The organism is Xylanimonas oleitrophica, from assembly GCF_003244315.1.
GTDB classification, from domain to species: Bacteria; Actinomycetota; Actinomycetes; order Actinomycetales; family Cellulomonadaceae; genus Xylanimonas_A; species Xylanimonas_A oleitrophica.
This window is the reverse complement of sequence record NZ_QKWH01000004.1, coordinates 146,657-172,830: the sequence shown is the minus strand read 5'-3', so window position 1 is coordinate 172,830 and position 26,174 is coordinate 146,657. Positions and strand designations below refer to the sequence as shown.

The following is a 26,174-nucleotide window of genomic DNA, read 5'->3' as shown; positions in this document are numbered from 1 at the left end:
GTCAGGCGTCGTCCGCGCCGGCCAGGACGTCCCGCACCGCCCGGAAGGCGGGCTTGGGCTCCAGGTGCTCGTCGAGCAGGAGCGCGGCCCCGTGCTCGGGGTAGTTCCGCGGCACCCACGACCACGCGTCGCCCACGCCCCAGACGGTCACGGACGTGCAGCCCTCCACCTCGAGGCAGGCGGAGAACGCCTGGCGGTAGTAGTCGGCCTGCTTCTCGAGGTCGGCGCCCGAGGCGTGCGTGCCGTCCCCCACGGGCAGGCGTACGTCGAGCTCGGTGATGGCGACGTCGAGCCCCAGGTCGGTGAACCGGCGCAGGTTGTCGGCGAGCCCGTCGGGGAACCCGCTCTCGACCGACAGGTGCCCCTGGACGCCGAACCCGTGCACGGGCACGCCCTCTGCCTGCAGGTCGCGGACGAGCTCCAGGTAGGCGTCGGACTTCCGGCCTGCCCGCTCCACGCCGTAGTCGTTGAGGTAGAGCCGGGCGGCCGGGTCGGCCTCGTGCGCCCAGCGCAGCGCGTCGCGCACGACGCCGGGGCCGAGCGCCTGGATCCACGGGTTGTCACCGCGCCAGGAGCCGTCGTCGGCCAGCACCTCGTTGACCACGTCCCACTCCTGCACGCGCCCGGCGTAGCGCCCGACGACGGTGGTGACGTGGTCGTGGAGGATCTGCTGGAGCTCGGCGTCGGGGACCTGTCCGCTGGTGAGCGCGTCGGTGAGCCAGGGCGGGTTGCTCCGGTGCCAGAGCAGGGTGTGGCCGCGCACCCGCTGACCGTTCGCCTCGGCCTGCTCGACGACGGCGTCCATGGCGGCGAAGTCGTACCGGTCGGGCTCGGGGTGGATGACGGCCCACTTGCCCTGGTTCTCCGGGGTGACCGAGGAGAACTGCTGGCCGGCCACCTCGCGGTAGCGGGCGTCGTCGTGCAGCGGGTCGCCGCTCGTCCCGCCCGCACCGGCGGGTGCGGCGACGGCGGTGCCGACGGCGACGCCGTCCGGCGCCAGCGCACGCAGGGAGTCGGACGGCGGCTCGGGTCGCGGGCCGGACGGCGCGGAGGACGCGGCGCCCGTCGGCACGCCGCTCGGGGCGGGCTCGGGCGAGCCACCGTCGCACGCCGTCAGGAGGACGAGGGCGAGCGCGGCCAGGGCGGGCACGGCGTGGCGCAGCATCCCCGCCGACGCTAGAGGGCGCGCACGCCGCCCACCACCCGCACGCGCACGGGCACGTCGTCGACCACCGGCGGCACGTCCTTGCGGGCCCGCACGTCGCGCACGTTGACCTGGAGCACCCAGTCGTCCGGGCCGCCGCGCTGCACGAGCCCCACCCCGCACACGCCCTCCACCCTGCCGAGGGCCGCGCGCAGCGCCGGCTTCGCGGCACGGGCCGCCTCGATCGTCGCCATGATCACCTCCGGGCTCTGCCTCCATTGTGCTCCTCCCGGAGGCTCCCTGGTCGGCGTGCGTCTCCGGGCGCCGCGGTCGGCGGCTCCACCCTCAGCGGTCGGTGCGGTTCTCCTCGTCGGGGTGCGAGCCGGTGCGCTCGCCGCGGTCGAGCGCGGTGACCGCCGCCATGTCCTCGGCGCTGAGCTCGAAGTCGAAGATCCGCGCGTTCTCGACGACGCGCTCGGGCGTGGCCGACTTGGGGAAGACGACATCACCGCGCTGCACGTGCCAGCGCAGCACCACCTGGGCGGGGCTGCGCCCGTGCGCCGCGGCGATCCGCGCCACGGTCGGGTCGGCCAGCACGGCCCCGCGCCCCAGGGGCGACCACGCCTCGGTGACGATGCCGTGCGCGGCGTCGAAGGCCCGCACCTCCTCGTTGGCGAACCACGGGTGCACCTCGACCTGGTTGACGGCGGGGACCACGGTGCCCTCGTCCAGCACGCGGCGCAGGTGGTGCGGCTGGAAGTTGGAGACGCCGATCGCCCGGGCCCGCCCGGACGCGTAGATCTCCTCCAGCGCGGCCCACGCCTCGGTGTACAGCCCGACGGCAGGCAGCGGCCAGTGGATGAGGAACAGGTCCACGAAGTCGAGGCCGAGCTCCTCCAGGCTGCGGTCGAACGCGGCCAGGGCGTCGTCGTGGGCGTGGAAGGCGTTGTTGAGCTTGGTGGTCACGAACACCTCCTCCCGCGGCAGCCCTGCGGCGGCGACCGCCTCGCCCACGGCCCGCTCGTTGCGGTACATCTGCGCGGTGTCGAGGTGCCGGTAGCCGGCGTCGAACGCGCGCAGCACCAGGTCGCGCGTGTCCTGCGGCGGGAGCTTGTAGGTGCCGAGGCCGAGCTGCGGGATCTCGACGCCGTTGTTGAGGGTCACGGTGGGGATGCTCACGCCCCCATCCTCGCAACGTCACGGGGCTGCCCGCGCGGTGCGGCACCGGCCGCCGCCTAGGCTTCCGCCATGGTTCCCTGGCTCGAGATCGGCGGGTGGGTCGGCTCCGCCCTGGTCGTCTGGTCGCTCACGCAGGCGCGCGTGCTGCGCTTCCGCTGGCTCAACCTCACCGGCTCGGTGATCGCCACGATCTACAACGTCATCGCGGGCATCTGGCCGTTCGTGGCGATGAACGCCGCGATCTCCCTCATCAACGTGTACTGGCTCCAGCGCCTGTACCGGGAGCGGCACGACGAGGCCGTGTACACGGTGGTGGAGGTCGCGCCCGACGACGCGTACCTGCTGCACGTGCTGCGCACCCATGCCGAGGACATCGCACGCTTCGCACCGCACTTCGAGGCCGGCCGGACGGCGGGCCGTTCAGCGTTCCTGGTGCAGCGCGGGGACGAGACGGTGGGTGTGATGGTGCTGAGCGACGCGGGCCGCGGCGAGGCGCTGGTGGAGCTCGACTGGGTCTCGGAGCGGTTCCGTGACTTCACGCCCGGGGAGTTCGTGCACCGGCGCAGCGGCATCTTCGCGTCGAAGGGGTTCGACCGGGTGGTGGTGCCGCACGCCGAGACCCACGACCTGACCTACCTGCACCGTGTCGGCTTCCGTTCCGACGGCGAGCGGTGGGTGCGCGACGTCTTCGCCTGACCCGCGCGCGTGCGGACGGGGCGGGGAGCGCCCAGGCTGGAGGCACGGCCCCGACGGAGCCGCCGGCACCGGGGCCGTGCGACCCGGCCGGCTGCGCCCGGCCTGCCCCACGACTCCGTGCCGGCGGGTGAGGGGACCACATGCGACACCTGCGACCACTGGGACCGACGACGGCGGTGGCCGCCGTGGCGGCGCTGACGCTGGCCGGCTGCGCGGCGGGAGGGGCGACGTCGGAGTCGGACGCCACCGCCGAGACCGACCTCACCGCCCCGACAGAGGCTCCCGCGGCCAGCGGGGCCGTCATGGCCCATGCCACCCTCACCGACGTCTCGGGTGACGACGTCGGCATGGTGACGTTCACGCAGGCCGACGGCGTCACGGAGGTGTCGGTCGAGGTGGAGGGGCTGGACCCGGGCTTCTACGCCTTCCACGTGCACGCCGTGGGGCTGTGCGAGCCGGAGAGCTCGCCGCCCGACGACCCGTCGCAGACGGGCGCGTTCCTCTCGGCGGGGGGCCACCTGGGCGCGGACGACGACGACCACGGCGCGCACGCGGGCGACCTGCCACCGATCTACGTCACCGAGGACGGCGAGGGCAGCCTCGTCACGCGCACGGACCGGCTCACCCAGGACGAGCTGTTCGACGACGACGGCAGCGCCGTGATGGTCCACGCGGGCCGCGACAACTTCGCGAACGTGCCGGAGCGGTACGCGCCGGACGGCCCGGACGAGGACACCCTCGCCACGGGGGACGCCGGTGACCGGATCGCGTGCGGCGTCGTGGAGTGACCGGCCCGTGGGGTGACGCGGCGGCCAGGGGGCTCAGCCGGCGAGCCGGACCCCGAGGGCGTCGAGCACGGTGTCGATCGGGTTGACGTAGGTGAGGCCCGCACCGTTGCTGCCGCCCGTCTCGGAGCCGGCGAACAGCAGGCCGAGCGCCACGCCGTCCTCGCGGTAGACGAGGGAGCCGGAGTCGCCGCCGCGCGAGAAGGGACCGGTGCCCGTGGGCTCGACCTCGACCTGCCCGTCGAACCCGAGCACCCCGAGGTCGTCGCCGTAGCCCACCAGGACGTCGTCGAGCTCGATGGCGGTGACCCGGCCCCGGGTGAGGGCCGTGGTGCGGCCGATCTTGGCCACGGCCTCCCCGCCCAGCGCCTGCGCGGTGGTGGTCACGCGCCCCACGGGGTGGTCGAGGTCCACCTCGATGCCGTCGTCGAGCACCGCCAGCGCGGCGTCCACCAGGTTGCTCCGGCCGGGCTCGAGCGGCACGAGCCTGCCCAGCGTGCCCACGCGGTCGCGGGGCTCCTGCCCGCCGTCCGCGGGGCCTGGCTGCACCACGACGTCGCCCGCGGCGGCGGTCGTGGAGCCCGCCAGCACGTGCCAGTTGGACAGCACCTGGGGAGTGCTGGAACCGGCCTCGACCACGAACGCCCCGAGGGTCCCTGCGGTGACGGCGACGTTGGCGATGGAGACGCCGGGGCGCAGGGGGCGCACCCGGCCCGTCTCGCCCGACGCCTGCGCGCGGACGACCGGGGGCCGTGGCCGCACGTCGGCCAGCGTGCGGATGCGTCCCGTGCGGCGCACGTCGGCCCGGGCGCCCGCCTCCGCGGCGACCTTGCGGACCACGGCGCGGGCCGAGGGCACGCCGAGCCGGTAGCGCACGGCGACGGCGTAGCCGCCGTCGGCGGCGGGGGCGATGCCGAGGGCGAGCGTGGGGGCGCGGTCGACGTCGGAGCTCGTGCTGCTGGTGGCGTCCGCGGTGTACGGGGTCACTGCCCCGTACCGTTCGCCGAGCTCACGGGCGTAGTCGCTCAGCTGCTGCTTGACCTCTCGTGCCTCGGCGATCTCCATGCGCCCGAGTGTGACGGGGGCCACCGACAGCGACCCTCCCGCCACACCTCGCGGAACGAGTTTTCTCAAACCGCGTCATAGAGGGAACACAACACCGTCTCTCTGGGTGCAGGGGGCGCACGATCCAGGCAAGGACGCCGCGACGCACTCGCCCCAGACGGAGAAGACCATGCTCGACGCCAGGCCACGGCCTGCCACCGCGACCCGGCGCGCCCTGGCCGCCCCCGCGACGCCCGCAGGCCCCGCCGACTACCAGGTGCACGCAGCGATCCTGTGGGCCGCCGAGCACGACCCCACCGCCCTGCTCGCCCACCGGCTCGTGTGCCACACGGTCCGGGACCAGCAGGAGCGCCGTCGTGCGGACGAGGAGCTCGTCGGACGCTGGCGCGGCACCGCGCGCTGACGGCCCCGGCGGCGACCGAAGACGTCCCGAGACGCACGATGCCGGGCCGGGCCGTGTGACCCAGCCCGGCATCGTGCACATCAGGCCGTCCGCACCGGCGGCCCGTCAGGCGTGCGGCCCGACGGCGCTCGCGACGACACGGCCGGCGACGCTCAGGCCGGCAGCAGGTCCGCGACCCGCACCGTGCGGCGTCGGGCGGTGGCGAACACGGCGACCGCGAGCCCCGCCAGCCCCCACAGCACCAGCGCCACCACGGCGGGGGCGACCCCGCCGGCGTCCGGCACCACCAGGCCCACGAGCGCCTCGCGGGCCGCGCCGACCGCCAGCAGGTCGGCCACCGACTCCAGCCACACCGGCACCGTGGCGACCACGCCCGTGGCGATGACCAGCACCGCCATCAGGAGGCTCACGCCACGGCCGACGTCACCCAGCAGGAGGCAGAACCCCTGGTGCACGGCCACGAACACCACCGACACCAGCGCGCCGAGCGCCATCGCGCCGAGCCAGCCGAGCGGCGACAGCCCCTCGACGCCCGCGAGGACGCCGCCCACCACGGCACCGGTGCCGACGGCGATCGCCGACGGCAGGGCGAGGTCCGCCAGCGCCAGGCGCAGCGAGCCGCGGGTGGAGCCCAGGGCACGCGCGGGCGAGGGACGCAGCACCGTGGTGAGGCCCAGCGCACCGAGCCACAGCGCGACGACGGCGAACAGCGGCCCCGTGGAGCCCGCGTCGATCCCGTCGGCACCGGGGGCCGCCACCGGGTCGGCGACCACCGAGGCGAGGGTCCGCCGCTGGTCGTCCGTGTAGCTCGGGATCTGGTCCACGGCCTGGCCCAGACCGTCCGAGAGGTCACCCGCACCGTCGGCGAGCTGACCGACGCCACCTGCGAGCTCACCAGCACCCGTCGAGAGACCGGAAGCGCCCGTCGCGAGCTGGTCCACGCCACCCGCCAGCGAGCCAGCGCCGGAGGACAGGCCCGAGGCACCCGAGGCGAGCTGACCGACACCGCCGGACAGCTCCCGAGCACCGCCGGCGACCTGGCCGACACCGCCCGCGAGCGCCGTGGCGCCGCCGGCGAGCTGCTGGGCGCCCTGCTGCAGCCCGGCCGCGCCACCCTGCAGCTGGTCGAGGCCGCCTGCCAGGTCGCGTGTTCCACCGGCGATGCCCGAGCTCCCCGCAGCCACCTGGTCGGCGGCGCCAGCAAGTTGCTCGGCTCCCGCTGCCGCGTCACCGATGGCGGACCGCAGCGCGACGATGCCGTCAAGCTGCGCCTGCATCTGGTCGACGCTCGGCAGGTCGGTGAGCTCCCCCGGGTCGACTCCCGCGAGCGCGCCGCACAGGTCCTGCGGCAGCGCACCCGCCTGGCAGGCGGGACCCGCTACGGCGACGAGCTGTCCGAGCGTCGACGCGAGGTCCGACAGCGACTCGAGACCGGAGAGGTCCGGGGACTGGTCGACATCAGGCAGCTGCGAGTCGATCTGCGCGAGTCCGTCAGCGAGCCCGTGCACACCGCCCGCCAGGGACGAGGCCCCGGCAGCGACCTGGTCACCGTTGTCGGCGAGAGCGCGTGCTCCTGCTGCGCTCTGGCTCACGCCGGCCGCGAGCTGGCCGGCACCGTCGGCCAGCTGCGAGGCCCCACCGGCGAGGCCCGAGGCACCGCTGGCGGCCTGCTGCGCACCGTCGGCGAGCTGCGAGGCCCCACCGGCCGCGCTGCGCGCGCCCGACGCGAGCTGCGAGGCACCGTCGGCGAGCTGGTCGGCGCCGGACGCCGCCTCACCGGCACCGTCCGCGAGCTGGCCCGCGCCGTCGGCGAGCTGCGACGCGCCGCCCGCGGCGTCGCCGGCCCCGGAGGCGAGCTGCCCGGCACCGTCGGCGGCCTGGCCGAGCTGCTCGTGCAGGGTGTTGAACCCGACCAGCACGTTGTCGACGTACGTCTCGGTCAGCGCACCACCCATCACGGAGGTGGCGGCGTTGGCGACCACGCGGGCGAGCGCGGCGTCGACCACGCGCCCGCCGGGCGGGGTGGCGACGTCGATGGTGGCCTGGCGCGCCTGGGTGGGGTCGTCGCCGCCGAACGAGGTGGCTGCGGCCGAGAAGTCCTCGGGGATGGTGACGACGGCGGCGTACGTGCCGTCGGCCAGCCCTGCGGCGGCGTGGTCGGCGTCGGTGATCTCCCAGTCGTAGCTGGCGTCCGACGGCGGAGCCGCCTTGGCGGTCTGCTCGGTGGGCGGGGCCTCGCCGGAGACGAGCCCGGCGGCGAGCTGGCGGCCCAGGGGCACGAGCTGGCCGTCCATCGTGACGGGCTCGTCGTTGTTGACGATGGCGGCCTTGACGGTGTCGAGGCGCTCCTGCGGGTCCCACAGGGCCGCGAGCAGCAGCCCGAGCACCATGACGGGCAGCAGGGCGACGGCGACCACGCGCCAGACGTTCTGGCCCTGTGCGTTCAGGCGGTTCATGCCGACACCTCCGCGTCGTGCTGGTCCGGGGTCGTGGTGGGCCCGACGGGGTCGGGGCTGGGGTGGCCGACGTCGAGGACGGGGGTGCCGGGCGGCAGCAGGTCGTGCTCGGCGTCGACGGCGTCGGTGGTGCCCACCAGCACGGTGAGGCCGACCTCCTGGGCGGCCACGAGGGCCGCGGCGAGCGCGTCGCGCCCGTCCCGGTCGCCGAGCGCCTCGGTGCGCAGCACGGCGACGGCGCGCGCGCCTTCACGGCGGGCGGCGTCGACGGCGGAGGCGGCCGCGGTGGCGGCGCCCCCGGCGAGCACCCCGGCGTCGACGACGGCGACACGGCCGCGCACGGCGGCGGACCGCTCGGGCACGACGAGCCCGGTGACCTTGACGGCCCCGGCGTCGGGGGCGAGGCGTCCGGAGACGGCGAGGAGGAACGCGTCGACGGGCGCCGCGGCGTCGGCCCGCACCACGAGGGCACCGCCCTCGGGGACCCGTGCGCTGACGGGGCCCACCACGGGGTTGCCGTCGGGTCCGTCGACCACGAGGCCGTGCACGGCCAGGGCGTCGTGGGCGCCGGGCTCGGGCCACTCGGCCAGGGCGAGCTCCTTGGCCAGCCCCTCGCCCTCGACGTCGAACCGGGGCAGGACGCGGTCCAGGCCGCGCGGGATCCACCAGGCGCGGTCGCCCAGCAGCGCCATGACGGCGGGCACCAGCACCATGCGGACCACGAACGCGTCGACGGCGACACCGACGGCGAGGCCGAGCGCGATCGGTTTGAGGTTCATGTCCCCCTCGGGCACGAACGCCACGAAGACGGCGAACATGATGACCGCGGCGGCGGTGACCACCTTGGCGGAGCCCTGGAAACCGCTGATCACGGCACGGCGGGCGAGACCGGGCACGGAGCGGTCGCCGTGCACGTAGTCCTCGCGCATGCGGGAGACGAGGAACACCTCGTAGTCCATGGCGAGGCCGAACAGCACACCCATGAGCACGATCGGCATGAAGCTGATGACGGGCCCGGTGCGGGTGACGTGCAGGGCGTCGGCGAGGAAGCCGTGCTCGAACACGAGGGTGACCACGCCGAACGCGGCGCCGACGCTCAGCAGGTAGCCGAGGGAAGCCTTGATGGGTACCCACACCGACCGGAACACCATGGTGAGCAGCAGGAGCGACAGCCCCACCACCACGAGCGCGAAGGGCAGCAGCGCCTGGCCGAGCTTGGCGGAGACGTCGATGCCGACGGCGGTGAAGCCGGTGACGGCGAGGTCGACGCCGTACTCCTGGAGGAAGTAGTCGTGCCGGTCGCGGATCTCGTGGACGAGGTTCTCGGTGGCCTCGGACGTCGGCCCGCCCTCGGGCACCACCTGGACGATGCCGGTGTCCGCGGACTCGTTGGGGGTGGCGAGCGGCACGTCGGCGACGCCGGGCATCTGCCGGATCTCGTCGGCGATGTCGTTCATGAGCGTCAGCGGGTCGGTGCTGGTGACGATCGAGCCGGTGACGATCAGCGGGCCGTTGAAGCCCTCGCCGAACTCCTCGGAGACCAGGTCGTAGGTGACGCGGGCCGAGGAGTCCTGCGGCAGAGCCCCGGCGTCGGGCAGAGCCAGGCGCAGGTTGAGGGCGGGGGCGCTCAGCGCACCGAGGGCGATCACGACGATCGCGATGGTGAGCGCGGGCAGCTTGGTGACGACGTGGACCCAGCGGGCGAAGAACCGGTCCCCGAACGTGCCCTGCGTAGGGGCGGCGGCCGCGTGCCCGCGGCCCTCGACGCCCTCGCCCGCGGCGGCACGGGCGGCCACCTCGCGACCCTCGGTCGCGTCGTCGGCCTGGCGGGTGGCGGCACCGGCCCGGGCGCCCCGGCCGGTGCCGACGGTGCGGCCGGCGGCCTTGCGGCCGCGCCGCTTGCGGGGTGTGCCGGGGCGCAGGCGCTCGCCGGCGAAGCCGAGCATCGCGGGCAGCAGGGTGAGCGAGACGAGCACCGCGATGCCCACGCCCACGGCGGCGGTGACGCCCATGACTGTGAGGAAGGGGATGCCGGCGACGCCCAGGCCCACCAGGGCGATCATGACGGTGAGGCCGGCGAACACGACGGCGGAGCCCGCGGTGGCGGTGGCGCGGGCGATCGACTCCTCGACGGAGATGACGGGCTCGCCCGGGCGGAGCTGGTCACGGTGGCGCGAGACGACGAACAGGGCGTAGTCGATGCCGACGGCGAGGCCCAGCATCACGGCCAGCATCGGCGTCGTCGAGTTGATCGTGGCCACGGACGTGGCGGCGAACAGCAGGCCCATCGTGACGCCGACGCCCAGCAGCGCGTTGAGCAGCGGGAGACCGGCGGCGACGAGCGACCCGAGGGTGACCACGAGGACGACGAGGGCCACGAGCAGGCCGATGGCCTCCGTGGCCGTCAGGCCGGGGAACTCGGTGGAGAAGAGCTCGCCGCCGAGCGAGGCGCGCGAGCCGTCGGGCAGCGCTGCGGCGAGGTCGGCGGTCGCGTCCTGCAGGGCGTCCTTGGTGGCGTCGGTGATGACGCCGATGTCGCCGTCGAGCTGGATCTGGAGGATCGTCGCGGTCTCGTCGTCGTTGACGGACGCGGCCATGAGGTCTTCGTACGGCGAGGTGACGGCCGCGACCTGGTCGATGTCCCCGAGGGCCTCGACGGCGTCCTCGACGGGGCCGCGCACGGCCGGGGCCTCGATGGTCTCGCCGTCGGGCGCGACCACGATGAGCTGCGCGGAGGCGCCGGAGACCTGCGGGAACGTGGCCGAGAGGCGCTCGAGGGCCGCGTTGGCCTCGGTGCCGGGGATCGACACGTCGTTGTCGAGCCCCTTCTGGAGGAGGCCGGCGGCACCGCCGACGAGGGCGAGCACGACGACCCACCCGATGACGACGAGGCGGCGGGCACGCACGGCCCAGCGGCCGAGCTGGTAGAGCACGGAGGACAACGCTTCTCCCGGGGGGTGAGCGGTTCGAGGCGGCCGGGGCACGTGGCGGCGCCGGCCAGCGGCAGTCGATACATGACTGTATCCGATACAGGAGCGAACTGGATACAGTGGTGTATCGAAGGTCGCGGGTACAGTGACCGCCCAGGATCGCCGCCGCCAGGCGGCAGCACGAGAGGCAGGCACGTGAGCACGCAGACGGCGCACGGCGACGACGCAGGCGCCCCGTCCACGGGTGACGTCCCCATCTCCGCACGGCGCGAGCGCACTCGCGAGCGCCTGCTCGACGCCGCCGAGCAGGTGTTCTCCGAGGTCGGGCTCGGTGCCGCCTCCGTCGAGGCCATCACCGAGGCCGCCGGGTTCACCCGCGGCGCCTTCTACTCCAACTTCGCCAGCAAGGAAGAGCTGTTCCTCGCCCTCTCCCAACGGCAGGCGCGCCGCCACCTGGCGTCCCTGGAGGCCGCCGTCGCCCAGCTCGACGGCGACGTGATGCAGGGCGACCGGCTCGACCGTGGCGCCGTGCGCTCCGTGCTCGCCGCCGTCACCTCCGGGCAGGGACCCGAGCACCGCTGGTACATCATGAACGCCGAGTTCGAGCTGCTCGCCATGCGTGCCCCCGAGGTCGGCGCCGCCTGGACCGCGCAGCAGCGGGCCCTGCGGGGCGAGCTCGCCGCCGCGCTCTCCCGCCTCGTGGAGAGGCTCGGGCTGCGGTTCGTGGTGGAGGCGCCCGTCGCCGTCGAGCTGCTGCTCGGCGTGTACGAGGCCAGCGCCCGTGACGCGTTCGTGGGCGGGCGCGAGAAGGTCGTCGACGCCCCCGCGCTCGAGACGCTCGTCGACCTCCTGGTCGCCGAGGCATGACCCCCGACCCCGGCTCCGCCGACCCCTTGGAGGCCTCCTTGTTCCTCTCGTCGACCTACGACTGGGTGCTGACGTTCCTCCTCTTCACGCCGTTCCTCGCCGCGCCCCTGGCCATCGCCGCCGTGGTCGTCTGGGCGGTGCGGCGCGGGGACGACGGCGTCGGCTGGCTCCTGCTATCGCTGCTCGTGCCCGTCGTCGGGCCGGTCGTGTACCTCGCCGTCCGACGCCGGCCCGCCCCCGCGCAGCCCGGCTCGCCCCGCGTGAACCAGATCCCCACGGAGCCCGGCACCGCGTCGCAGCCCGGCACCCTCGGGTAGCCCAGGCCGCACCACGGCCGTGCCGGCCCGGTCCTCGACCGGGCCGGCACGTCGGCGGGTGCGGCGGCGTCAGCGACGGCGCGGGAGCGCTCAGCCCAGCGTCGTCGGCAGCTCCGGGGCCTGGCCGAGCACGTGCTCGCCCAGGAACGCGAGCACCCCCTGGTACCAGACCTTCGCGTTCTGCGGGCTGAGCACCCAGTGGTTCTCGTCCGGGTAGTAGAGGAACCGGTGCACCGTCTGCCCGTCGTCCGACGCCGGCAGGCCCGAGGCGGTCAGCAGCTCGTACCAGAGGCGCAGGCCCTCCCCGATCGGCACCCGGTAGTCCTTGTCGCCGTGCACCACGAGCATCGGCGTGCGGATCTGGCCCACGAACCGGTGCGGACTGTTGGCCAGCGCCATCTCAGGCGTCATCTCGCGTGCCCAGTAGAACGAGTGGTCCGTGGTGGGGCCGAACTGGTCGAGCGCCCACAGGCTCGCGTGCGTCACGATCGCGCGGAACCGGTCGGTGTGCCCGGCCACCCAGTTGGCCATGTACCCGCCGAACGAGCCGCCCATCGCCGCCGTGCGCGTCTCGTCGATGTCGTCACGGGCCACGACGGCGTCCGTGATCGCCATGAGGTCGGTGTAGGGCGCCTGGCCCCACGCGCCCCAGCCGCGCTGCACGAACTCCTGGCCGTAACCCGTCGAGAGCGCCGGGTCCGGCAGCAGCACCGCGTACCCGCGCGCCACCATCAGCCACGGGTTCCACCGCCACGACCACGCGTTCCACGAGTTCAGCGGCCCGCCGTGGATCCACAGCAGCAGCGGGGCCGGCTCGGATCCACGTGAAACATCGGGCAGGGCGAGCCAGGCACGCACGCGCACGCCGTCGTCCGTCGTCGTCTCCACCTCCGTGAGCGTGCCCGGCAGCGTGGGCGCGGGCACCGGCCCGCGCAGCGCCTGAGCCGCCACCGGCTCCCGGCTGCCGGGCTCCCCGGAGGCGCGGAACGCGGCGAGGTCGACGCGCACCGGCTCCGACGGCGCCAGGTAGCTGACCCGCTGCGCGTACAGCGCGCTGCCGTCCGGAGCCACGACCACGTCGGTGAACGTCGCGTCGTCGGCCGTGACCCGCTCGACGGTCACCGGCTCGCCCGCGCCCGGGCCACCGGGGCCGAACGTCACCAGGAACACCGGGCCGCGCCCGTCCTCGTCGGCCGTGACCACCAGGCCCGAACCGTCCGGCAGCCACGTCACCGAGCTGGGCCAGCGGTCCCAGTCGTCGGCGAGGACCTCGGGGTCCGTGCCACCGTCCAGCGGCGCCAGGCCCAGGCGCACCACCGGTGCCTGCTCCGGCGACGTGATGGTGGTGGACAGGTACGCCACCCACCGCCCGTCGGCCGAGACGGCCGGAGAGCCCACCCCTGCGTCCGGGTCGTCCACCAGGGTGCGGCGCTCCCCCGTCGCCGTGTCGATCGCCACGAGCGTCTCGCGCGTCGCCGCCCCCGGGTCGGCCACGTTCCACGTGGTCACCAGCGTGGCGCCGTCCGGCGAGAGCGCGGCGGAGTGCTCGACCAGCGCCCGGCCGGGGCCGGTGAGCTGGACCAGGTCGAGCAGACGGCCGGGCGCGGCACCCGCCGCGCCCTCCCCGTCCTCCTCGACGGGCAGCGGCCGCGCCGGCTCGTCGGCCAGGGCGCCGAGCGAGGCGGCGAACCGGCGCGGCTCGTCCGGGCCGAGGTCGTGGTCCCAGTGCCGCACCGGGTAGCCGGTGTGCCAGATCGCCGAGACCTTGAGGTCCTTGCGCGCCTTGCGCAGCCGCGCGTCCTCCTCCAGGTCCGCCGCGCCCGGCATCAGCGAGGACGCCAGCGAGACGACGTCGGCGTCCCTGGCCGCGAGCACCCCTCCGACGCCGCCGGGCGCCGTCGCGATCACACGGGCCTCGCCGCCACCCGCGGGCAGCAGCCACAGGGCCGGCCTCGGGTCGCCCTCGGCCGCGCCGTCCGGGTCCGGCCGGGCGGACGTGAAGAGCAGGTCACCGCCCGCGGTGAACACGGCCGCCGACTCACCCTTGCTGGAACGGGTCAGTCGGCGAGCCGGCTCCTGACCCGTCGGGTCCACCTCCCACAGGGCGGTGCGATACGCGGTGCGCGCGGGGTCCAGCGTGGCCACGCTGGTGACGAGCCGCCGCCCGTCAGGGCTCAGCGCTAGCCCGCCGGTGCGCGGGATCGCGAGGTAGGCGTCGAGGTCGTGGAACGGGGTCTGCCCGGGGTCCGGTGCTGTGGTGTCGTGCGTCACAGGGACCGTCATACCACCCGTGTGTTGCGCGGGTGGGCGGCGATCACCGGCCGCCGTCGCCCTTCTCGGGCCCCTGGGTCGCGTCCCGCCCCGCCATCCGGGCCAGCATCGCGTTGTACTGCTCCAGCTCGGCGTCGCCGTCCCGGTCGGCCTTGCGGTCGCGGCGCCGGGCCTCGCGCTCGTCGGAACGCGTCCACATGATCGCGACGATGATCGCCAGCGCCACGGTGGGCAGCTCGCCGATCCCCCACGCCACGGCCCCGCCCTGCTGCTGGTCCTCGATGGCGCTCAGGCCCCACGGCCGCCCCATGTTCCCGAACCAGTCGGCGGCCAGCAGCGACGTCTGGGCCATGAGCGCCACACCGAAGAACGCGTGGAACGCCATCGTGGCGAACAGCAGCACCAGCCGGAGCGGGAAACCCGGCCGCTCCGGACCCGGGTCCACCCCCACCAGCGCGTTCGCGAACAGGTACCCGGCGGTGGTGAAGTGCACCACCATCCACACGTGGCCCACGTGGGACTCCAGCGACCACTCGAACAGCGGCGAGTAGTAGAAGAGGATCATGCCGGCCACGAAGATCACGGCCGCCACCACCGGTCGGGAGACGAACCGGCCCCACCAGGAGTGCACGAACGCCAGCACCCACTCGCGCGGCCCGCGCGACCCATCCTTGCGGGCCGGCACCGCGCGCAGCAGCAGCGTGACCGGTGCGGCCAGCACCAGCAGCAGCGGCACCATCATGGCCAGCACCATGTGCTGCACCATGTGGGCGCTGAACAGCACCTCGCCGTAGATGGTGGGGGCACCGTTGGTGTTCCAGGCCACCACGGCCATGCCGGCGCACCAGGACAGGGTGCGACCCACCGGCCAGCGGTCGCCGCGCCGGGCCAGGCGCACCACCCACGTCAGGTACACCACCACGCCCGCCGCGCACGCGAACGCGAACAGCGGGTCCAGCCGCCACTCGGTGATCCAGCGCTCCCCCGTGAGCTCGGGCGGCAGCGGCCAGCCGGTGAGCTGGTAGGCGGGGCTGGTGTCGACCGGCTCGACCTCGGGCACCGGCGGGGCGGTGGAGGACAGCGCCACGGCCACGCCCGAGACGGCGCCCATGACGGCCAGCTCGACGGCGGCCAGGCGCCAGAACAGCATCCGAGCCCCCGGTACCGCGCCCGGGCCGGTCAGCCGCCCGACGACGGCGCGCCGGTGCAGCCAGCCGATGCCGCCCAGCACCACCAGCAGCACCACCTTGGTGACGAGCAGGATGCCGTAGCGGGTCCCGAGGTCCGCGAGGTCGCCCACGCGCACCCACGCGCTGACCACGCCGGAGAACCCGACGGCGGCGAAGCACCACCCCGCGATCACGGAGTAGCGTCCGACGGCGGGCTCCCAACCTGCCTCGCCGCGGGCGGGACCCTTCCCGCCAGCCCCGCCCGCACCCTCGCGGGCGGGCGCGAGGGTCAGGACGGCGATGGCACCCAGGCCACCGACCCACAGGGCGGCACCCACCAGGTGCATGAACATCGCGCTCACCGCGAGCGAGTGCCCCGCCGCCCCGGCCGCGTGGCCGGTGGACGACTGGTAGGCCAGCGCCGCCAGCGGCAGCAGGCACGTCCACAGCGCGCCGACCCGGCCGCCGACGGCGAGCGCGAACGCGGACGTCACGGCGGCCAGCACCACGATGGTCAGGTTGATCTGCCCCAGCTCCACGCTGGTCAGGTACTGCCCCAGCCCGGCACCGAAGCCGGGGGCGTCCAGAGGCGAGCCGGACACGTTCGCGTACTGCAGCACCAGCCGCACCACACCCACGAGCGCCCACACGGACGCCGCCGCGCCCGCCGTCGTCAGTGCCCGCCGCTGCAGGGGACCTGGGGCCACGAGGCAGGCGGCGGCCACCAGGCCGCCCAGGGTCAGCGCCGCCGCCAGCTCGGTGAGCACCGTGGTGACCGGCAGGCCCCAGCGCACCACCGCGCCCGGGTCGCTGAACGACGCCAGCGCGGAGAACGCGCCGCTGTAGGCGCCGCCGCCCAGCACGGAGGCCAGCGCGACGACGACGGCGACCGGTCCGGCCGCCACCAGCCACCAGGGGTGGCGGGGCGCACCTCCCGCGGTCGAGGGCGCGACGGCGTCAGGGGCGGGGCGGGTGGTCACCGTCCCAGACTAGGCGCGCCACGCCGGCCCAGGGCAGCCGCCCGGTGTGACCCACGACGAGAGGTCAGTTCCAGACCAGGCCGTGGGCCGGGTCCTCCAGCACCTTCGCGACGTCCGAGAGGAACCGCGCCCCCAGCTCGCCGTCGACCAGGCGGTGGTCGAAGCTCAGCGCGAGCTGCGTGACCCAGCGCGGCTTGATCTTGCCCTTGTGCACCCACGGCTGCTGGCGGATCGCGCCGAACGCCAGGATGCCCGCCTCCCCCGGGTTCAGGATCGGCGTGCCGGTGTCGATGCCGAAGACACCGACGTTCGTGACGGTGAACGTGCCGTCGCTCATCGCCGCCGGGCTCGTGCGACCGGCCCGGGCGGTGGCGGTGAGGTCGGCGATCGCGTTCGCCAGGCGCAGCAGGTCCAGCGTGTGCGCGTCCTTGATGTTCGGCACCACCAGGCCGCGCGGCGTGGCCGCGGCGATCCCCAGGTTCACGTAGTGCTTGTAGACGATCTCCTGCGCGGCGTCGTCCCAGCTCGCGTTGATCTGCGGGTGCCGGTTGACCGCCATGAGCACGGCCTTGGCCGCGATCAGCAGGGGCGTGACCCGCACGCCAGCGAAGTCGCGGTCCTCCTTGAGGCGCGCCACGAGCTTCATCGTCTTGGTGACGTCCACGGTGTGGAACACGGTGACGTGCGGGGCGGTGAAGGCGCTGGCCACCATCGCCTCCGCCGTGCGCTTGCGCACGCTCTTGACCGGCACGCGCGTCTGGCGGCCGTCGGACGAGACGGCACCCGAGGCCAGCCACGGCTGGTCGTCGTCCGGGTACGTGGCGAGCGTCTGCGGCCGCGCCTGCTCCGCGTGCCGGACGACGTCCTCCTGCGTGACGATGCCGCCGGGGCCCGTGGGGTGCACCGAGGCCAGGTCGACGCCGAGCTCCTTGGCGAGCTTGCGCACCGGTGGCTTGGCCAGCACGCGGCCGTGGGCGGCGGCGCCGTTGCCGTTCGCGGCGGGCACGGAGATGGTGCCGCCGTCGGGTGCCGCCGGACCCTGCGGAACCGCCGGGGCGGCAGGAGCCGGGGTGGGCACCACCGGTGCGGGCGCGGCCGGCGTCGGGCGGGGGGCCGCAACGGGTGCTGCAGCGGGGGCAGCAGCGGTGGCGGCCGAGGCGGGCACGGAAGCCGGCGCGGCCGGCGTCGGCCCCGCACCGCGGCGACGACGGCGCGCGGCGCCGCCCTGCTCGGCCGTGCCGTAGCCGACCAGCACCGAGCCGGACCCCTCGGCCGCAGCAGCCTGCGGGGCGGCCTGCGGGGCGGCCTGCGGCGCTGCGGCGGGCTGGGCCGCAGCCGGCTCGGCGGGTGAGGGCTGCCCGGCCGGCGCAGCGCCTCCGGCGGCAGGCGCACCGGCCCCGGTGCTCACCTCGATGATCGGCGTGCCGACGTCGACGGTGTCGCCCTCCTGGACCAGCAGCGCCGCGACGGTGCCCGCCCACGGCGAGGGCAGCTCGACGAGCGACTTGGCCGTCTCGATCTCGACGATCACCTGGTTGACCGCCACCGTGTCGCCGGGCTTGACGCGCCACTCGACGATCTCGGCCTCGGTCAGGCCCTCCCCGACGTCGGGGAGCGGGAACCGCTGCGTGCTCAAGGAATTCTCCGTCCGTCCGAACGTTGCGGGTGCAGTCTCAGCCCCTCCGCGGAGCGCAAGAGAGCCAGGGCTGCACCCGCAGCAGAGGGGGTCAGTAGGCGAGGGACCGGTCGACGGCGTCGAGCACGCGCTCGACGCTCGGCAGGTAGTCGTGCTCGAGCTTGGCCACCGGGTAGGGGGCGTGGAACCCGCCCACGCGCAGCACCGGCGCCTGGAGCGAGTAGAACGCCTCCTCGGTGACGCGCGCGGCGACCTCGCCGCCCACGCCGTGGAACACGGGTGCCTCGTGCACGACGACGCAGCGGCCCGTGCGCCGCACGCTGTCCACCACCGTGGGGAAGTCGATCGGCGACACGGCACGCAGGTCCACGACCTCCGCGCTGGTGCCCTCGGCCGCCAGCTCGTCGGCGGCCTTCAGCGCGGTGGCCACGGTGGGTCCGTACGCCACGAGGGTCACGTCGGTGCCCGCCCGCGCCACGCGCGCCCGGTCGAGGATGCCCTCGGCCGGGGCAGCGGCCAGGTCGACCTCGCCCTTGGACCAGTAGCGGCCCTTGGGCTCGAAGAAGACGACCGGGTCGGGCGAGGCCACGGCCGCACGAATCATGTCGTAGGCGTCCTGGGGGGTGGACGGCGTGACGACGCGCAGGCCGGCGGTGTGGGCGAACAGCGCCTCGGGGCTCTCGGAGTGGTGCTCCACGGCCCCGATGCCGCCGCCGTAGGGGATGCGGATCACGACGGGCACCTGGAGGCGACCGCGAGAGCGGTAGTGCATCTTCGCGAGCTGCGTGGTGATCTGGTCGAACGCGGGGAACACGAACCCGTCGAACTGGATCTCGCACACGGGCCGGTAGCCGCGCAGGGCCAGCCCGATGGCGGAGCCGACGATGCCGGACTCCGCGAGCGGCGTGTCCACCACGCGAGCCTCGCCGAAGTCCTTCTGCAGGCCGTCGGTCACGCGGAACACGCCGCCGAGCCGGCCGACGTCCTCGCCCATGACCATCACGTGGTCGTCGCTCTCGAGCGAGGCCCGCAGGCCCTCGGTGATCGCCTTGGCGAACGTGAGCGTCCGGGTGGTCCGCTCGCTCTGCGCGGTGGTCTGCTCGGTGGTCTGCTCGGTCGCGGTGCTCATCGCGCGCCCTCCGTCAGGTCGGACTCGTACTCGGCCAGCCAGGCGCGCTCCTCGTCGACGGTGGCGTGCGGGGTGGCGTAGACGTGGTCGAACATCGCCGTGGTGGGCGGGGCGCCGAGCGCCCGGACCTCGGTGCGCAGCCGCTCGCCGAGCGCCTCGGCCTCGGCCTCGACGTCGGCGGCCCACTCCTCGTCCCACTCGCCCTCGCTGCGCAGGAGCGCCGCCAGGCGGTCGATCGGGTCGCGGCGGCGCCAGTAGTCCTCCTCGGCGCGCTCGCGGTAGCGGGTCGGGTCGTCCGACGTCGTGTGCGCGCCCATGCGGTAGGTGTACGCCTCGACGAACGTGGGGCCGCCGCCGCTGCGCGCCCGCTCGAGGGCGTCGGCCATGACGGCGTAGCAGGCCAGCACGTCGTTGCCGTCGACCCTGACGCCGGGGACGCCGAATCCCTCGCCGCGCCGGTAGAGCGGGCCGCGCGCCTGGCGGCTCGTGGGCTCGGAGATCGCCCACTGGTTGTTCTGGCAGAACAGCACGAGGGGGGCGTTGTTCACCGCCGCGAACACGAGGGCCTCGCTGACGTCGCCCTGGGCGGTCGCGCCGTCGCCGAAGTAGGTGACGACGGCGGTGTCACGGGCGGCGTCGCCCGTGCCCACCAGGCCGTCGCGCTGCACGCCCATCGCGTACCCCGCGGCGTGCAGGGCGTGGGAACCGATGACGAGGGTGTAGAGCTGCACGTTGTGCTCGGCCGGGTCCCAGCCGCCGTGGTCCTCGCCGCGGAACAGGCGGAGCCGGTCGACGGGGTCGACGCCGCGCACGTGCAGCACGCCGTGCTCGCGGTAGCTGGGGAAGACGTGGTCCTGCGGGGCGAGCGCGTGGGCGGAGCCGACCTGGGCGGCCTCCTGGCCGCGGCCCTGCGCGAACAGGGCGAGCTCGCCCTGGCGCTGCAGCGCCGTCGACTCGTCGTCGAACCGGCGCGTGAGCACCATGTCGCGGTACATGGCGCGCAGGTCGGCGGGAGCCAGGTGGGCCACGCGCTCGCGGTAGGCGGCGTGCTCGGGGTCGGCCGTGCGGCTGCCGTCGGGCGCGACGAGCTGGACGAGGGGGGTGACGTCCTGGGTGGCGGCGTCGGGCCCACCGGTGGCGTCGGTCTTCACGCGGTCTCCTTCGCTGACGGCCCCGAGCGGGGCGGGCTGCGCGACGGCTGGACGGCCCGGGTGCTCCCGCAGGAGCGGACCGAACCTACGCCTTCGTAGCCTACGCAAGCGTAGGTTGCACCCCGAGGGTCAGGTCTGCCGGTGGGCCGCCCAAGGCTCGCCGACGTGCTTTGGAGGATTCCTCCAACCGGCCGTCCTCGCACCCGCGCCCTCCGTCATCCGGCGACGACGACGAGAACGCCTGCGGGCGGGCCCGCAGCACTGCCGCGAACCCGCCCGCAGGCGTCTCTCCCAGGGCGCGGGGACGACTGCCCGCCCCGGTCACACGGTGGCCGAGCGGCCCTCCAGCCAGCCAACCAGCCGGTCCGGGCGGTCCGTGATGACGGCGTCCACGCCCAGGCGCACGGCCTGCTCCCAGTGCGCCGCCTCGTTCAGCGTCCACACCATGACCTGCAGGCCCGCCTCGTGCAGCCGGCGCACCAGGTCCGGGTCCTCCACCAGGAGGGACCCCATCGGGTTGCACGTCATCACGCCCAGGTCGGCGCACCGCTCCGTCAGGTCGCCGGGCACCTCCGCCACCAGCAGGCCACGACGCAGGCCAGGGTCCGCCTCGCCGATCGCGGCGACCGTCTCCGGCCAGAAGCTCTGGCCGAGCACCCGGTCGCTCAGGCCGGCCTCGCGCAACGGCTCCGTGACCAGGCGCACCTGCTCCGCCGTCCACGAGCCCTTGACCTCCAGCAGCAGCTCGATGCCGGGCCGCCGCACCAGCAGCTCCACGACCTCCTGGAACGTGGGCACCCGCTGACCGGCGTACGCCGAGGAGAACCACGACCCGGCGTCCAGGGCGCGCACGTCCACCCGGTCCAGGCTCGCGAGCGCCCCGGTGCCCGACGTCGTCGCGTCCACCGTGTCGTCGTGGATCACCACGACGTGACCGTCGGCCGTGAGCTGGACGTCGATCTCGATGCTGTCCGCACCGGCCCGCCACGCCGACTCGAACGCCGCCAGCGTGTTCTGCGGCGCCACCGAGCTGTTGCCGCGGTGGGCGACGACGAGCGGCCGGCCCGCGTCGCTCACAGGTAGGGCTCCACGTTCTCCTTGTACGCCGTCTCGATCTGCGGGGTGATCGCCTCGAAGGCCGTGCGCGGGTCGGCCCCCTCGATCACGATCTGCTCGATCGCCTGGTTCAGCAGCGCGTCGGCGCCCGGCACGAACACGCGCACGTAGTCCTGCGGGCGCGCCTTGTCCGCGAGCTGGTCGACGGCGGTCCGGAACTGCGGCGTCTGCGCGTAGGTCTCCTTCATCGCGTCGCTCTCGACGGCCGACGTGCGCACCGGCATGTACCCGGTGCTCTGCGAGAAGTACGCCGTGTTCTCCGTGTTGGTGATGAACTGCAGGAACATGGCTGCGGCCAGCTTCTGCTCCGGCGTGCGCGACGACGGGATCGCCAGGCCGGTGCCGCCGGTCGGCGTGCCACCGCCCGCGGGGCCGTCGGGGAGGTAGGCGGTGCCCACCTCGAACGAGGCGGCGTCGAGCGCGCCCTTGAGCGAGCCGGTCGAGCCGATCGTCGAGGCGATCAGGCCCGAGGCGAAGTCCGCCATCGCGTCGTCGGCCGAGAGGCTCGCCACCCCCGAGGCGTGGAACAGGTCGTGCAGGAACTGGCCGCCGGCCACCGACTCGTCGCTGTCCAGCGTCAGGTCGAAGCCGTCGGAGTACTCGCCGCCCTGGCCCCAGATCATGTTCTCGAACCACCACGCACCCCACGAGGGGCCGGTGGACAGGCCGAACGTGGAGCCGTTGGCGGGCACGTGCTGGCGCAGCGAGGCGTCCCACTCCTGCAGCTCGTCCCAGGTCTCCGGGCCGCGGTCGGGCAGGCCGGCCGCCGCCCACAGGTCCTTGTTGTAGTAGAAGAGCGGCGTGGAGCGCGCGTAGGGGGCGGCCCAGTGCTGACCCTCGTACTCGTAGTCGGCGTACAGCGCGGGCTGGAAGTCGTCGGCCTCGGCGTCCAGGTGCTCGAACACGTCGTCCAGCGGCATGATCTGGTCGTTCAGGTGGTAGCGGAACCACCAGACGTCGGACGCGATCACGAGGTCCGGCAGGTCGCTGGTCTGCGACGCGGCCTGGAAGCGCTGGGCCACCTCGTCGTAGTTGGCGCCGGCGGTCACCAGCTTGACGGAGATCTCGGGGTGCTCGGCCTCGAACCGGGCGATGAGCTCCTCCTCGACGGCCTTCGACTGGCCGGGGTGGTTGCTCCACCAGGTGATCTCCGAGGCGGGCTCCACCTGCGACCAGTCGATCGCCTCGGCGTCGTCGGCCGCGGCGGGCGTCGAGCCGACGCTGGGCCCGGAGCAGGCGGTGGCGGTCAGGGCGGCGACCGCGGCGAGCGCCGACGCGACGGCGAGGTGACGGCGCGGGCGCCGTGCGGGACGGTGGGACACGGGGTGCTCCTTCAGATCGTGCACCACGGGGCGGTGCGCGGGTGGTGCTGGGACGTGCTCGGGGGTCCGAGCGGGCGCGCCGGGGCACGCCCAGGACCTGCGGCGCCGGCTGGCGGGCAGGAGGTCGGTGGGTCCGGTGGGTGGCGGGTGCCGTCGGCGCGGTGTCAGCCGGTGACGGCGCCGGCGGTCAGTCCGGCGACGAGGCGCCGCTGGAGGATCAGGAAGACGAGAAGGATCGGCAGGGTGACCACCACGGTGGCGGCGAGCAGCACGCCCCAGCTCGTCATGCCGTCGATGTTCTGGAGCAGGGTGAGTCCCACCGGCAGCGTCATCTTGGACGGGTCGTCGATGACGAGGAACGGCCACAGGTAGTCGTTCCACTCGGTCACGACCGACACGAGCGCCACCGCCGCTAGGGTGGGCGTGCTCATGGGCACCACGAACCGCCACAGCCTGCGCCAGTGGCCGGCGCCGTCGAGCTCGGCCGCCTCGAGGATCGATGCGGGCAGCGTGAGGAAGTGCTGCCGGAACAGGAAGGTCCCGAACGCGCTGGCGAGGCCCGGCACGAGGATGCCCTGGTAGGTGTTGAGCCACCCCAGGCCGGCCACCAGCGTGTAGTTGGGGATGATCGTGATCTGCGGCGGGATCATCAGGGTGGCGATGACCAGCCCGAACACCAGGCGCTTGAACGGGAAGTCCAGGAACACCAGGGCGTACGCGCAGCACAGCCCGAGCACCACCTTGAGGCCGGCGCCCACGATCGTCAGGCCGATGCTGTTGGCGAGCAGCCGGCCGAGCGGCACGGTCTGCGCCGCCTGGGCGTAGTTGTCGAGCGTGGGCTGGTGGGGCAGCCACTGCAGCGGCACCTGGTAGAGCTCGGACGGCGTCTTGAGGCTCGCCAGCACCATCCACAGGAGCGGCGCGGCGAGCACCACGGTCGCGAGCAGCATGGTGACGTAGCTGCCCACCTGGGGCCGGCGGCGCCGGGCGGGGCGGCGGGCGGCCGGCGTGGCGGAGGGCTGCGAGGCGCCCGGGGCCGGAGAGGACGGCGCGCCCGCGGCGGGGGTGGCCGGTGCGACGACGCTCATGCGTAGTGGACCTTCCGCTGGACGAACCGCATCTGCACGGCCGTGACCACCAGGAGCACGAGGAACAGCACGGTGGCCACGGCGGAGGCGTACCCCGCCCGGCCGTTGACGAAGCTCTCCTGGTAGATCGAGTACATGAGCGTGGTGGTCGAGCCGAGCGGCCCGCCCGAGGTCATCGCCTTGATGATGTCGAAGGACTGCAGCGAGGCCAGCAGCATCGTCACCAGCAGGAAGAACGTGGTGGGTGTCAGCAGCGGCAGCACGATCGACCGCAGGGTGCGGGCCGAGGAGGCGCCGTCGAGGGCCGCGGCGTCCTTGAGGTCCCGGGGGACGGACTGGAGGCCGGCCAGGTAGATGAGGGCGACGTACCCGACGTTCTTCCACAGGTACACGACGATCACCATGACCAGCGGCCACGGCCGCTGGGTGTACCACTGCGGGGAGTCGGCGCCCACGAGGCCGAGCAGCTCCTGCACGAGCCCGTAGCGGGGGTCGAACATGAACAGCCACAGGATGCCGACGGCGAACCCGGAGAGGACGTAGGGGGCGAAGGCGACCGTGCGAGCCAGGCCGCGCCCGACGAGCTTGCGGTCGAGGAGCAGCGCGAGACCGAGGCCCAGCACCATCGCGCCGCCCACCGTGGCCACCGTGAACACGGCGGTGGTGGTGACCACGGTCGGGGTGCTGGGGGCGGTGAACCACTCGACGTAGTTGCCGAGCCCGACGGAGCGCGCCGTGGGCGAGCCCAGGTTCCACTGCAGGGTCGAGAGGTAGAAGCTCTCCAGCAGCGGGCGGTAGACGAAGACGAGCAGCAGGGCGACGTTGGGGCCGGCGAGCAGCAGCGCCCACAGGAGCGCCGAGCGGCGGCGGCGGGTGCTGAGGCGGCCGCGCGAGGCTCGCTGCGGCTGCGGGCGGGGCGGCGGGGCCGCACGGGCCGGCAGGGGCGCCGGAGGGGTCGGAGCCCCGGACGCCGAGAGGGTGTTGGCGGTGGTCACAGCGTTGTCCGCTCACGAAGAAGGATGTGGCAGGCCTCACGGCCGCCGCCATCCTAGGAACGGTGCCGGGCCTCTTTGTGGGGGTTTGCCCGATCGGGCGCAGGCGTTCCCGGAGCGTTCATCGAGCCGATCCCCGGGCGTCATCCCGACTCGCCGCGGGGCACCGCACGGCCGCTGACGGTTCACCGCGACGTCACGCGCCGGCAGGACGGCGGCCCCGCCACACCCCGTCTTCCACCCCGGCCCGCCACACGCGGTCTGCCGCACCCGGTCTGCCACCCCAGCCTCCCTCGCTGCCCGGGGACGACGACGGCCCGCCCTCCGGCAGGAGGACGGGCCGTGCGTGCGGGCGGGCGTTGTCAGCGCGAGGCGCACCACCCCGCGGCCACCTTGAGGAAGGCGTCGTTCGCCTCGACCTCACCGATGCTGACCCGCAGGCCGTCTCCGGCGAAGGGACGCACGATGACGCCCGCCGCCATGGCCTCGGCCGCCCGCGCCGTCGTCTGCTCCCCCAGGTCGAACCAGACGAAGTTGGCGTGCGACTCGGGCACGTCCCAGCCCTGCTCGCGCAGCGCGGCCAGGACTCGGGTGCGCTCGGCCACGAGCGCCTCCACGCGCTCGAGCAGCTCGGCCTGGGCGGCCGGCAGCAGCGAGGCGAGCGCCGCGCGCTGCGCCACGTGGGAGACGCCGAACGGGGTCGAGACGGCGCGGATGCCCGCGACCAGGCGGGGTGCCGCCATGGCGTAGCCCACCCGCAGGCCGGCCAGCCCGTACGCCTTGGACAGGGTGCGCAGCACCACCACGTTCTCGTGCCGGCGCAGCAGCTCCACGCCGTCGGGCGCCTGCGGGTCGCGCACGAACTCCAGGTACGCCTCGTCGACCACCACGAGCACGTCGCCCGGCACGGCGGCCAGGAACGCGTCGAGCTCGTCGGCGTGCACCACCGGGCCGGTCGGGTTGTTGGGCGTGCACACGAGCACCACACGGGTTCGCGGGGTCACGGCCGCCGCCATCGCGGGCAGGTCGAGCCGCCCTCCTTCGGCCAGCGGCACCGTGACGGGCGTGCCGCCGGCCACCGCCACGGTGATGGGGTACGCCTCGAAGGACCGCCAGGGGAACACGACCTCGTCGCCCGCCTCGACCACGGCCTGGAGCACGTGCTGGAGCACGGCCACCGAGCCGTTGCCCACCACCACCTGCTCGCGCGAGACCCCGGCGTGGGCGGCGAGCGCCTCGACGAGCTCGCTGGCGTACATGTCGGGGTACCGGTTGGCGTCGGCGGCGGCCACCCGGACCGCCTCGAGCACGGACGGCAGCGGCGGGTAGGGGTTCTCGTTGGAGCTCAGCTTCCAGGCCGGGGCGCCCCCGGCGGCGCGGGCACCGGGCACGTACGGCGGGAGGGCCTCGACGGCGGCACGGAGGGGGACCTGGGCGGCACGGGGCGACGGATTCTCCACGGCGCTCAGCATGACACG

The 26,174-nt window shown here is 74.4% G+C and carries 21 protein-coding genes; 5 read left to right on the top strand and 16 right to left on the bottom strand.

Annotated features, from left to right (window positions below; all coding sequences use genetic code 11):
* Position 1: 1 nt before the first annotated feature.
* The 3 genes from DNL40_RS08010 to DNL40_RS08000 all read right to left on the bottom strand — a co-directional run bounded on the left by DNL40_RS08010 (position 2) and on the right by DNL40_RS08000 (position 2,323).
* A complete protein-coding gene (locus DNL40_RS08010; RefSeq protein ID WP_111250720.1) occupies positions 2 to 1,165 on the bottom strand; it encodes an endo-1,4-beta-xylanase in 1,164 nt (387 codons plus the stop codon).
* A gap of 11 nt (positions 1,166 to 1,176) precedes the next feature.
* Entirely contained in the window at positions 1,177 to 1,398 is a 222-nt protein-coding gene (locus DNL40_RS08005) for a hypothetical protein (RefSeq protein WP_111250850.1), read from the bottom strand.
* A gap of 91 nt (positions 1,399 to 1,489) precedes the next feature.
* Entirely contained in the window at positions 1,490 to 2,323 is an 834-nt protein-coding gene (locus tag DNL40_RS08000) for an aldo/keto reductase (RefSeq protein WP_111250719.1), read from the bottom strand.
* 69 nt (positions 2,324 to 2,392) lie between these two features.
* Between DNL40_RS08000 and DNL40_RS07995 the strand changes: the two genes are divergently transcribed.
* Together DNL40_RS07995 and DNL40_RS07990 are read left to right on the top strand one after the other, a co-directional pair.
* Positions 2,393 to 3,019, top strand: coding sequence for a hypothetical protein (locus tag DNL40_RS07995; RefSeq protein ID WP_111250718.1), 627 nt, complete (start codon positions 2,393 to 2,395; stop codon positions 3,017 to 3,019).
* 140 nt (positions 3,020 to 3,159) lie between these two features.
* Complete coding sequence (locus DNL40_RS07990) at positions 3,160 to 3,807, top strand: superoxide dismutase family protein (protein ID WP_111250717.1); 648 nt, start codon at positions 3,160 to 3,162, stop codon at positions 3,805 to 3,807.
* A gap of 33 nt (positions 3,808 to 3,840) precedes the next feature.
* Here the strand turns inward: DNL40_RS07990 and DNL40_RS07985 are convergent, their stop codons facing one another.
* Positions 3,841 to 4,869, bottom strand: coding sequence for a chymotrypsin family serine protease (locus DNL40_RS07985; RefSeq protein WP_111250716.1), 1,029 nt, complete (start codon positions 4,867 to 4,869; stop codon positions 3,841 to 3,843).
* A 169-nt stretch (positions 4,870 to 5,038) separates the two neighbouring features.
* Between DNL40_RS07985 and DNL40_RS07980 the strand changes: the two genes are divergently transcribed.
* Positions 5,039 to 5,272 carry a hypothetical protein gene (locus tag DNL40_RS07980; protein WP_146252051.1) on the top strand — a complete coding sequence of 78 codons (234 nt, stop codon included), beginning with the start codon at positions 5,039 to 5,041 and terminating at the stop codon, positions 5,270 to 5,272.
* Between the two features lie 152 nt (positions 5,273 to 5,424).
* Here the strand turns inward: DNL40_RS07980 and DNL40_RS07975 are convergent, their stop codons facing one another.
* Positions 5,425 to 7,728: a YhgE/Pip domain-containing protein gene (locus tag DNL40_RS07975; protein ID WP_111250714.1), complete on the bottom strand. Its 2,304-nt coding sequence runs from the start codon at positions 7,726 to 7,728 to the stop codon at positions 5,425 to 5,427.
* Entirely contained in the window at positions 7,725 to 10,670 is a 2,946-nt protein-coding gene (locus DNL40_RS07970) for an MMPL family transporter (RefSeq protein ID WP_111250713.1), read from the bottom strand. Before DNL40_RS07970 ends, DNL40_RS07975 begins: the two co-directional genes overlap by 4 nt.
* A gap of 183 nt (positions 10,671 to 10,853) precedes the next feature.
* On the opposite strand from DNL40_RS07970, the gene DNL40_RS07965 reads away from it, so the two are divergent.
* Together DNL40_RS07965 and DNL40_RS07960 are read left to right on the top strand one after the other, a co-directional pair.
* Complete coding sequence (locus tag DNL40_RS07965; protein ID WP_245885759.1) at positions 10,854 to 11,525, top strand: TetR/AcrR family transcriptional regulator; 672 nt, start codon at positions 10,854 to 10,856, stop codon at positions 11,523 to 11,525.
* Positions 11,522 to 11,842 carry a PLDc N-terminal domain-containing protein gene (locus DNL40_RS07960; RefSeq protein ID WP_111250711.1) on the top strand — a complete coding sequence of 107 codons (321 nt, stop codon included), beginning with the start codon at positions 11,522 to 11,524 and terminating at the stop codon, positions 11,840 to 11,842. The genes DNL40_RS07965 and DNL40_RS07960 overlap by 4 nt, the downstream gene beginning before the upstream one ends.
* 90 nt (positions 11,843 to 11,932) lie before the next feature.
* Here DNL40_RS07960 and DNL40_RS07955 read toward each other — a convergent pair whose 3' ends face one another.
* The 10 genes from DNL40_RS07955 to hisC form a co-directional block, all read right to left on the bottom strand.
* Entirely contained in the window at positions 11,933 to 14,125 is a 2,193-nt protein-coding gene (locus DNL40_RS07955; RefSeq protein ID WP_111250710.1) for a S9 family peptidase, read from the bottom strand.
* Between the two features lie 31 nt (positions 14,126 to 14,156).
* Positions 14,157 to 16,262: a bifunctional copper resistance protein CopD/cytochrome c oxidase assembly protein gene (locus DNL40_RS07950; RefSeq protein WP_111250709.1), complete on the bottom strand. Its 2,106-nt coding sequence runs from the start codon at positions 16,260 to 16,262 to the stop codon at positions 14,157 to 14,159.
* 64 nt (positions 16,263 to 16,326) lie between these two features.
* Entirely contained in the window at positions 16,327 to 17,898 is a 1,572-nt protein-coding gene (locus tag DNL40_RS07945) for a dihydrolipoamide acetyltransferase family protein (RefSeq protein WP_111250708.1), read from the bottom strand.
* Positions 17,899 to 17,989: 91 nt separating this feature from the next.
* A complete protein-coding gene (locus tag DNL40_RS07940; RefSeq protein WP_111250707.1) occupies positions 17,990 to 19,027 on the bottom strand; it encodes an alpha-ketoacid dehydrogenase subunit beta in 1,038 nt (345 codons plus the stop codon).
* Positions 19,024 to 20,178 (bottom strand): pyruvate dehydrogenase (acetyl-transferring) E1 component subunit alpha, encoded by a 1,155-nt coding sequence (pdhA, locus tag DNL40_RS07935; RefSeq protein ID WP_111250706.1) that lies wholly within the window; start codon positions 20,176 to 20,178, stop codon positions 19,024 to 19,026. Before pdhA ends, DNL40_RS07940 begins: the two co-directional genes overlap by 4 nt.
* 321 nt (positions 20,179 to 20,499) lie before the next feature.
* A complete protein-coding gene (locus DNL40_RS07930) occupies positions 20,500 to 21,255 on the bottom strand; it encodes a glycerophosphodiester phosphodiesterase (protein WP_111250705.1) in 756 nt (251 codons plus the stop codon).
* Positions 21,252 to 22,616, bottom strand: coding sequence for an ABC transporter substrate-binding protein (locus DNL40_RS07925; protein WP_111250704.1), 1,365 nt, complete (start codon positions 22,614 to 22,616; stop codon positions 21,252 to 21,254). The genes DNL40_RS07930 and DNL40_RS07925 overlap by 4 nt, the downstream gene beginning before the upstream one ends.
* A 164-nt stretch (positions 22,617 to 22,780) precedes the next feature.
* Entirely contained in the window at positions 22,781 to 23,704 is a 924-nt protein-coding gene (locus DNL40_RS07920) for a carbohydrate ABC transporter permease (RefSeq protein ID WP_111250703.1), read from the bottom strand.
* Positions 23,701 to 24,699 (bottom strand): carbohydrate ABC transporter permease, encoded by a 999-nt coding sequence (locus DNL40_RS07915; protein ID WP_245885757.1) that lies wholly within the window; start codon positions 24,697 to 24,699, stop codon positions 23,701 to 23,703. The genes DNL40_RS07920 and DNL40_RS07915 overlap by 4 nt, the downstream gene beginning before the upstream one ends.
* A 359-nt stretch (positions 24,700 to 25,058) precedes the next feature.
* Positions 25,059 to 26,168, bottom strand: coding sequence for a histidinol-phosphate transaminase (hisC, locus tag DNL40_RS07910; protein ID WP_111250848.1), 1,110 nt, complete (start codon positions 26,166 to 26,168; stop codon positions 25,059 to 25,061).
* Between the last annotated feature and the right edge of the window lie 6 nt (positions 26,169 to 26,174).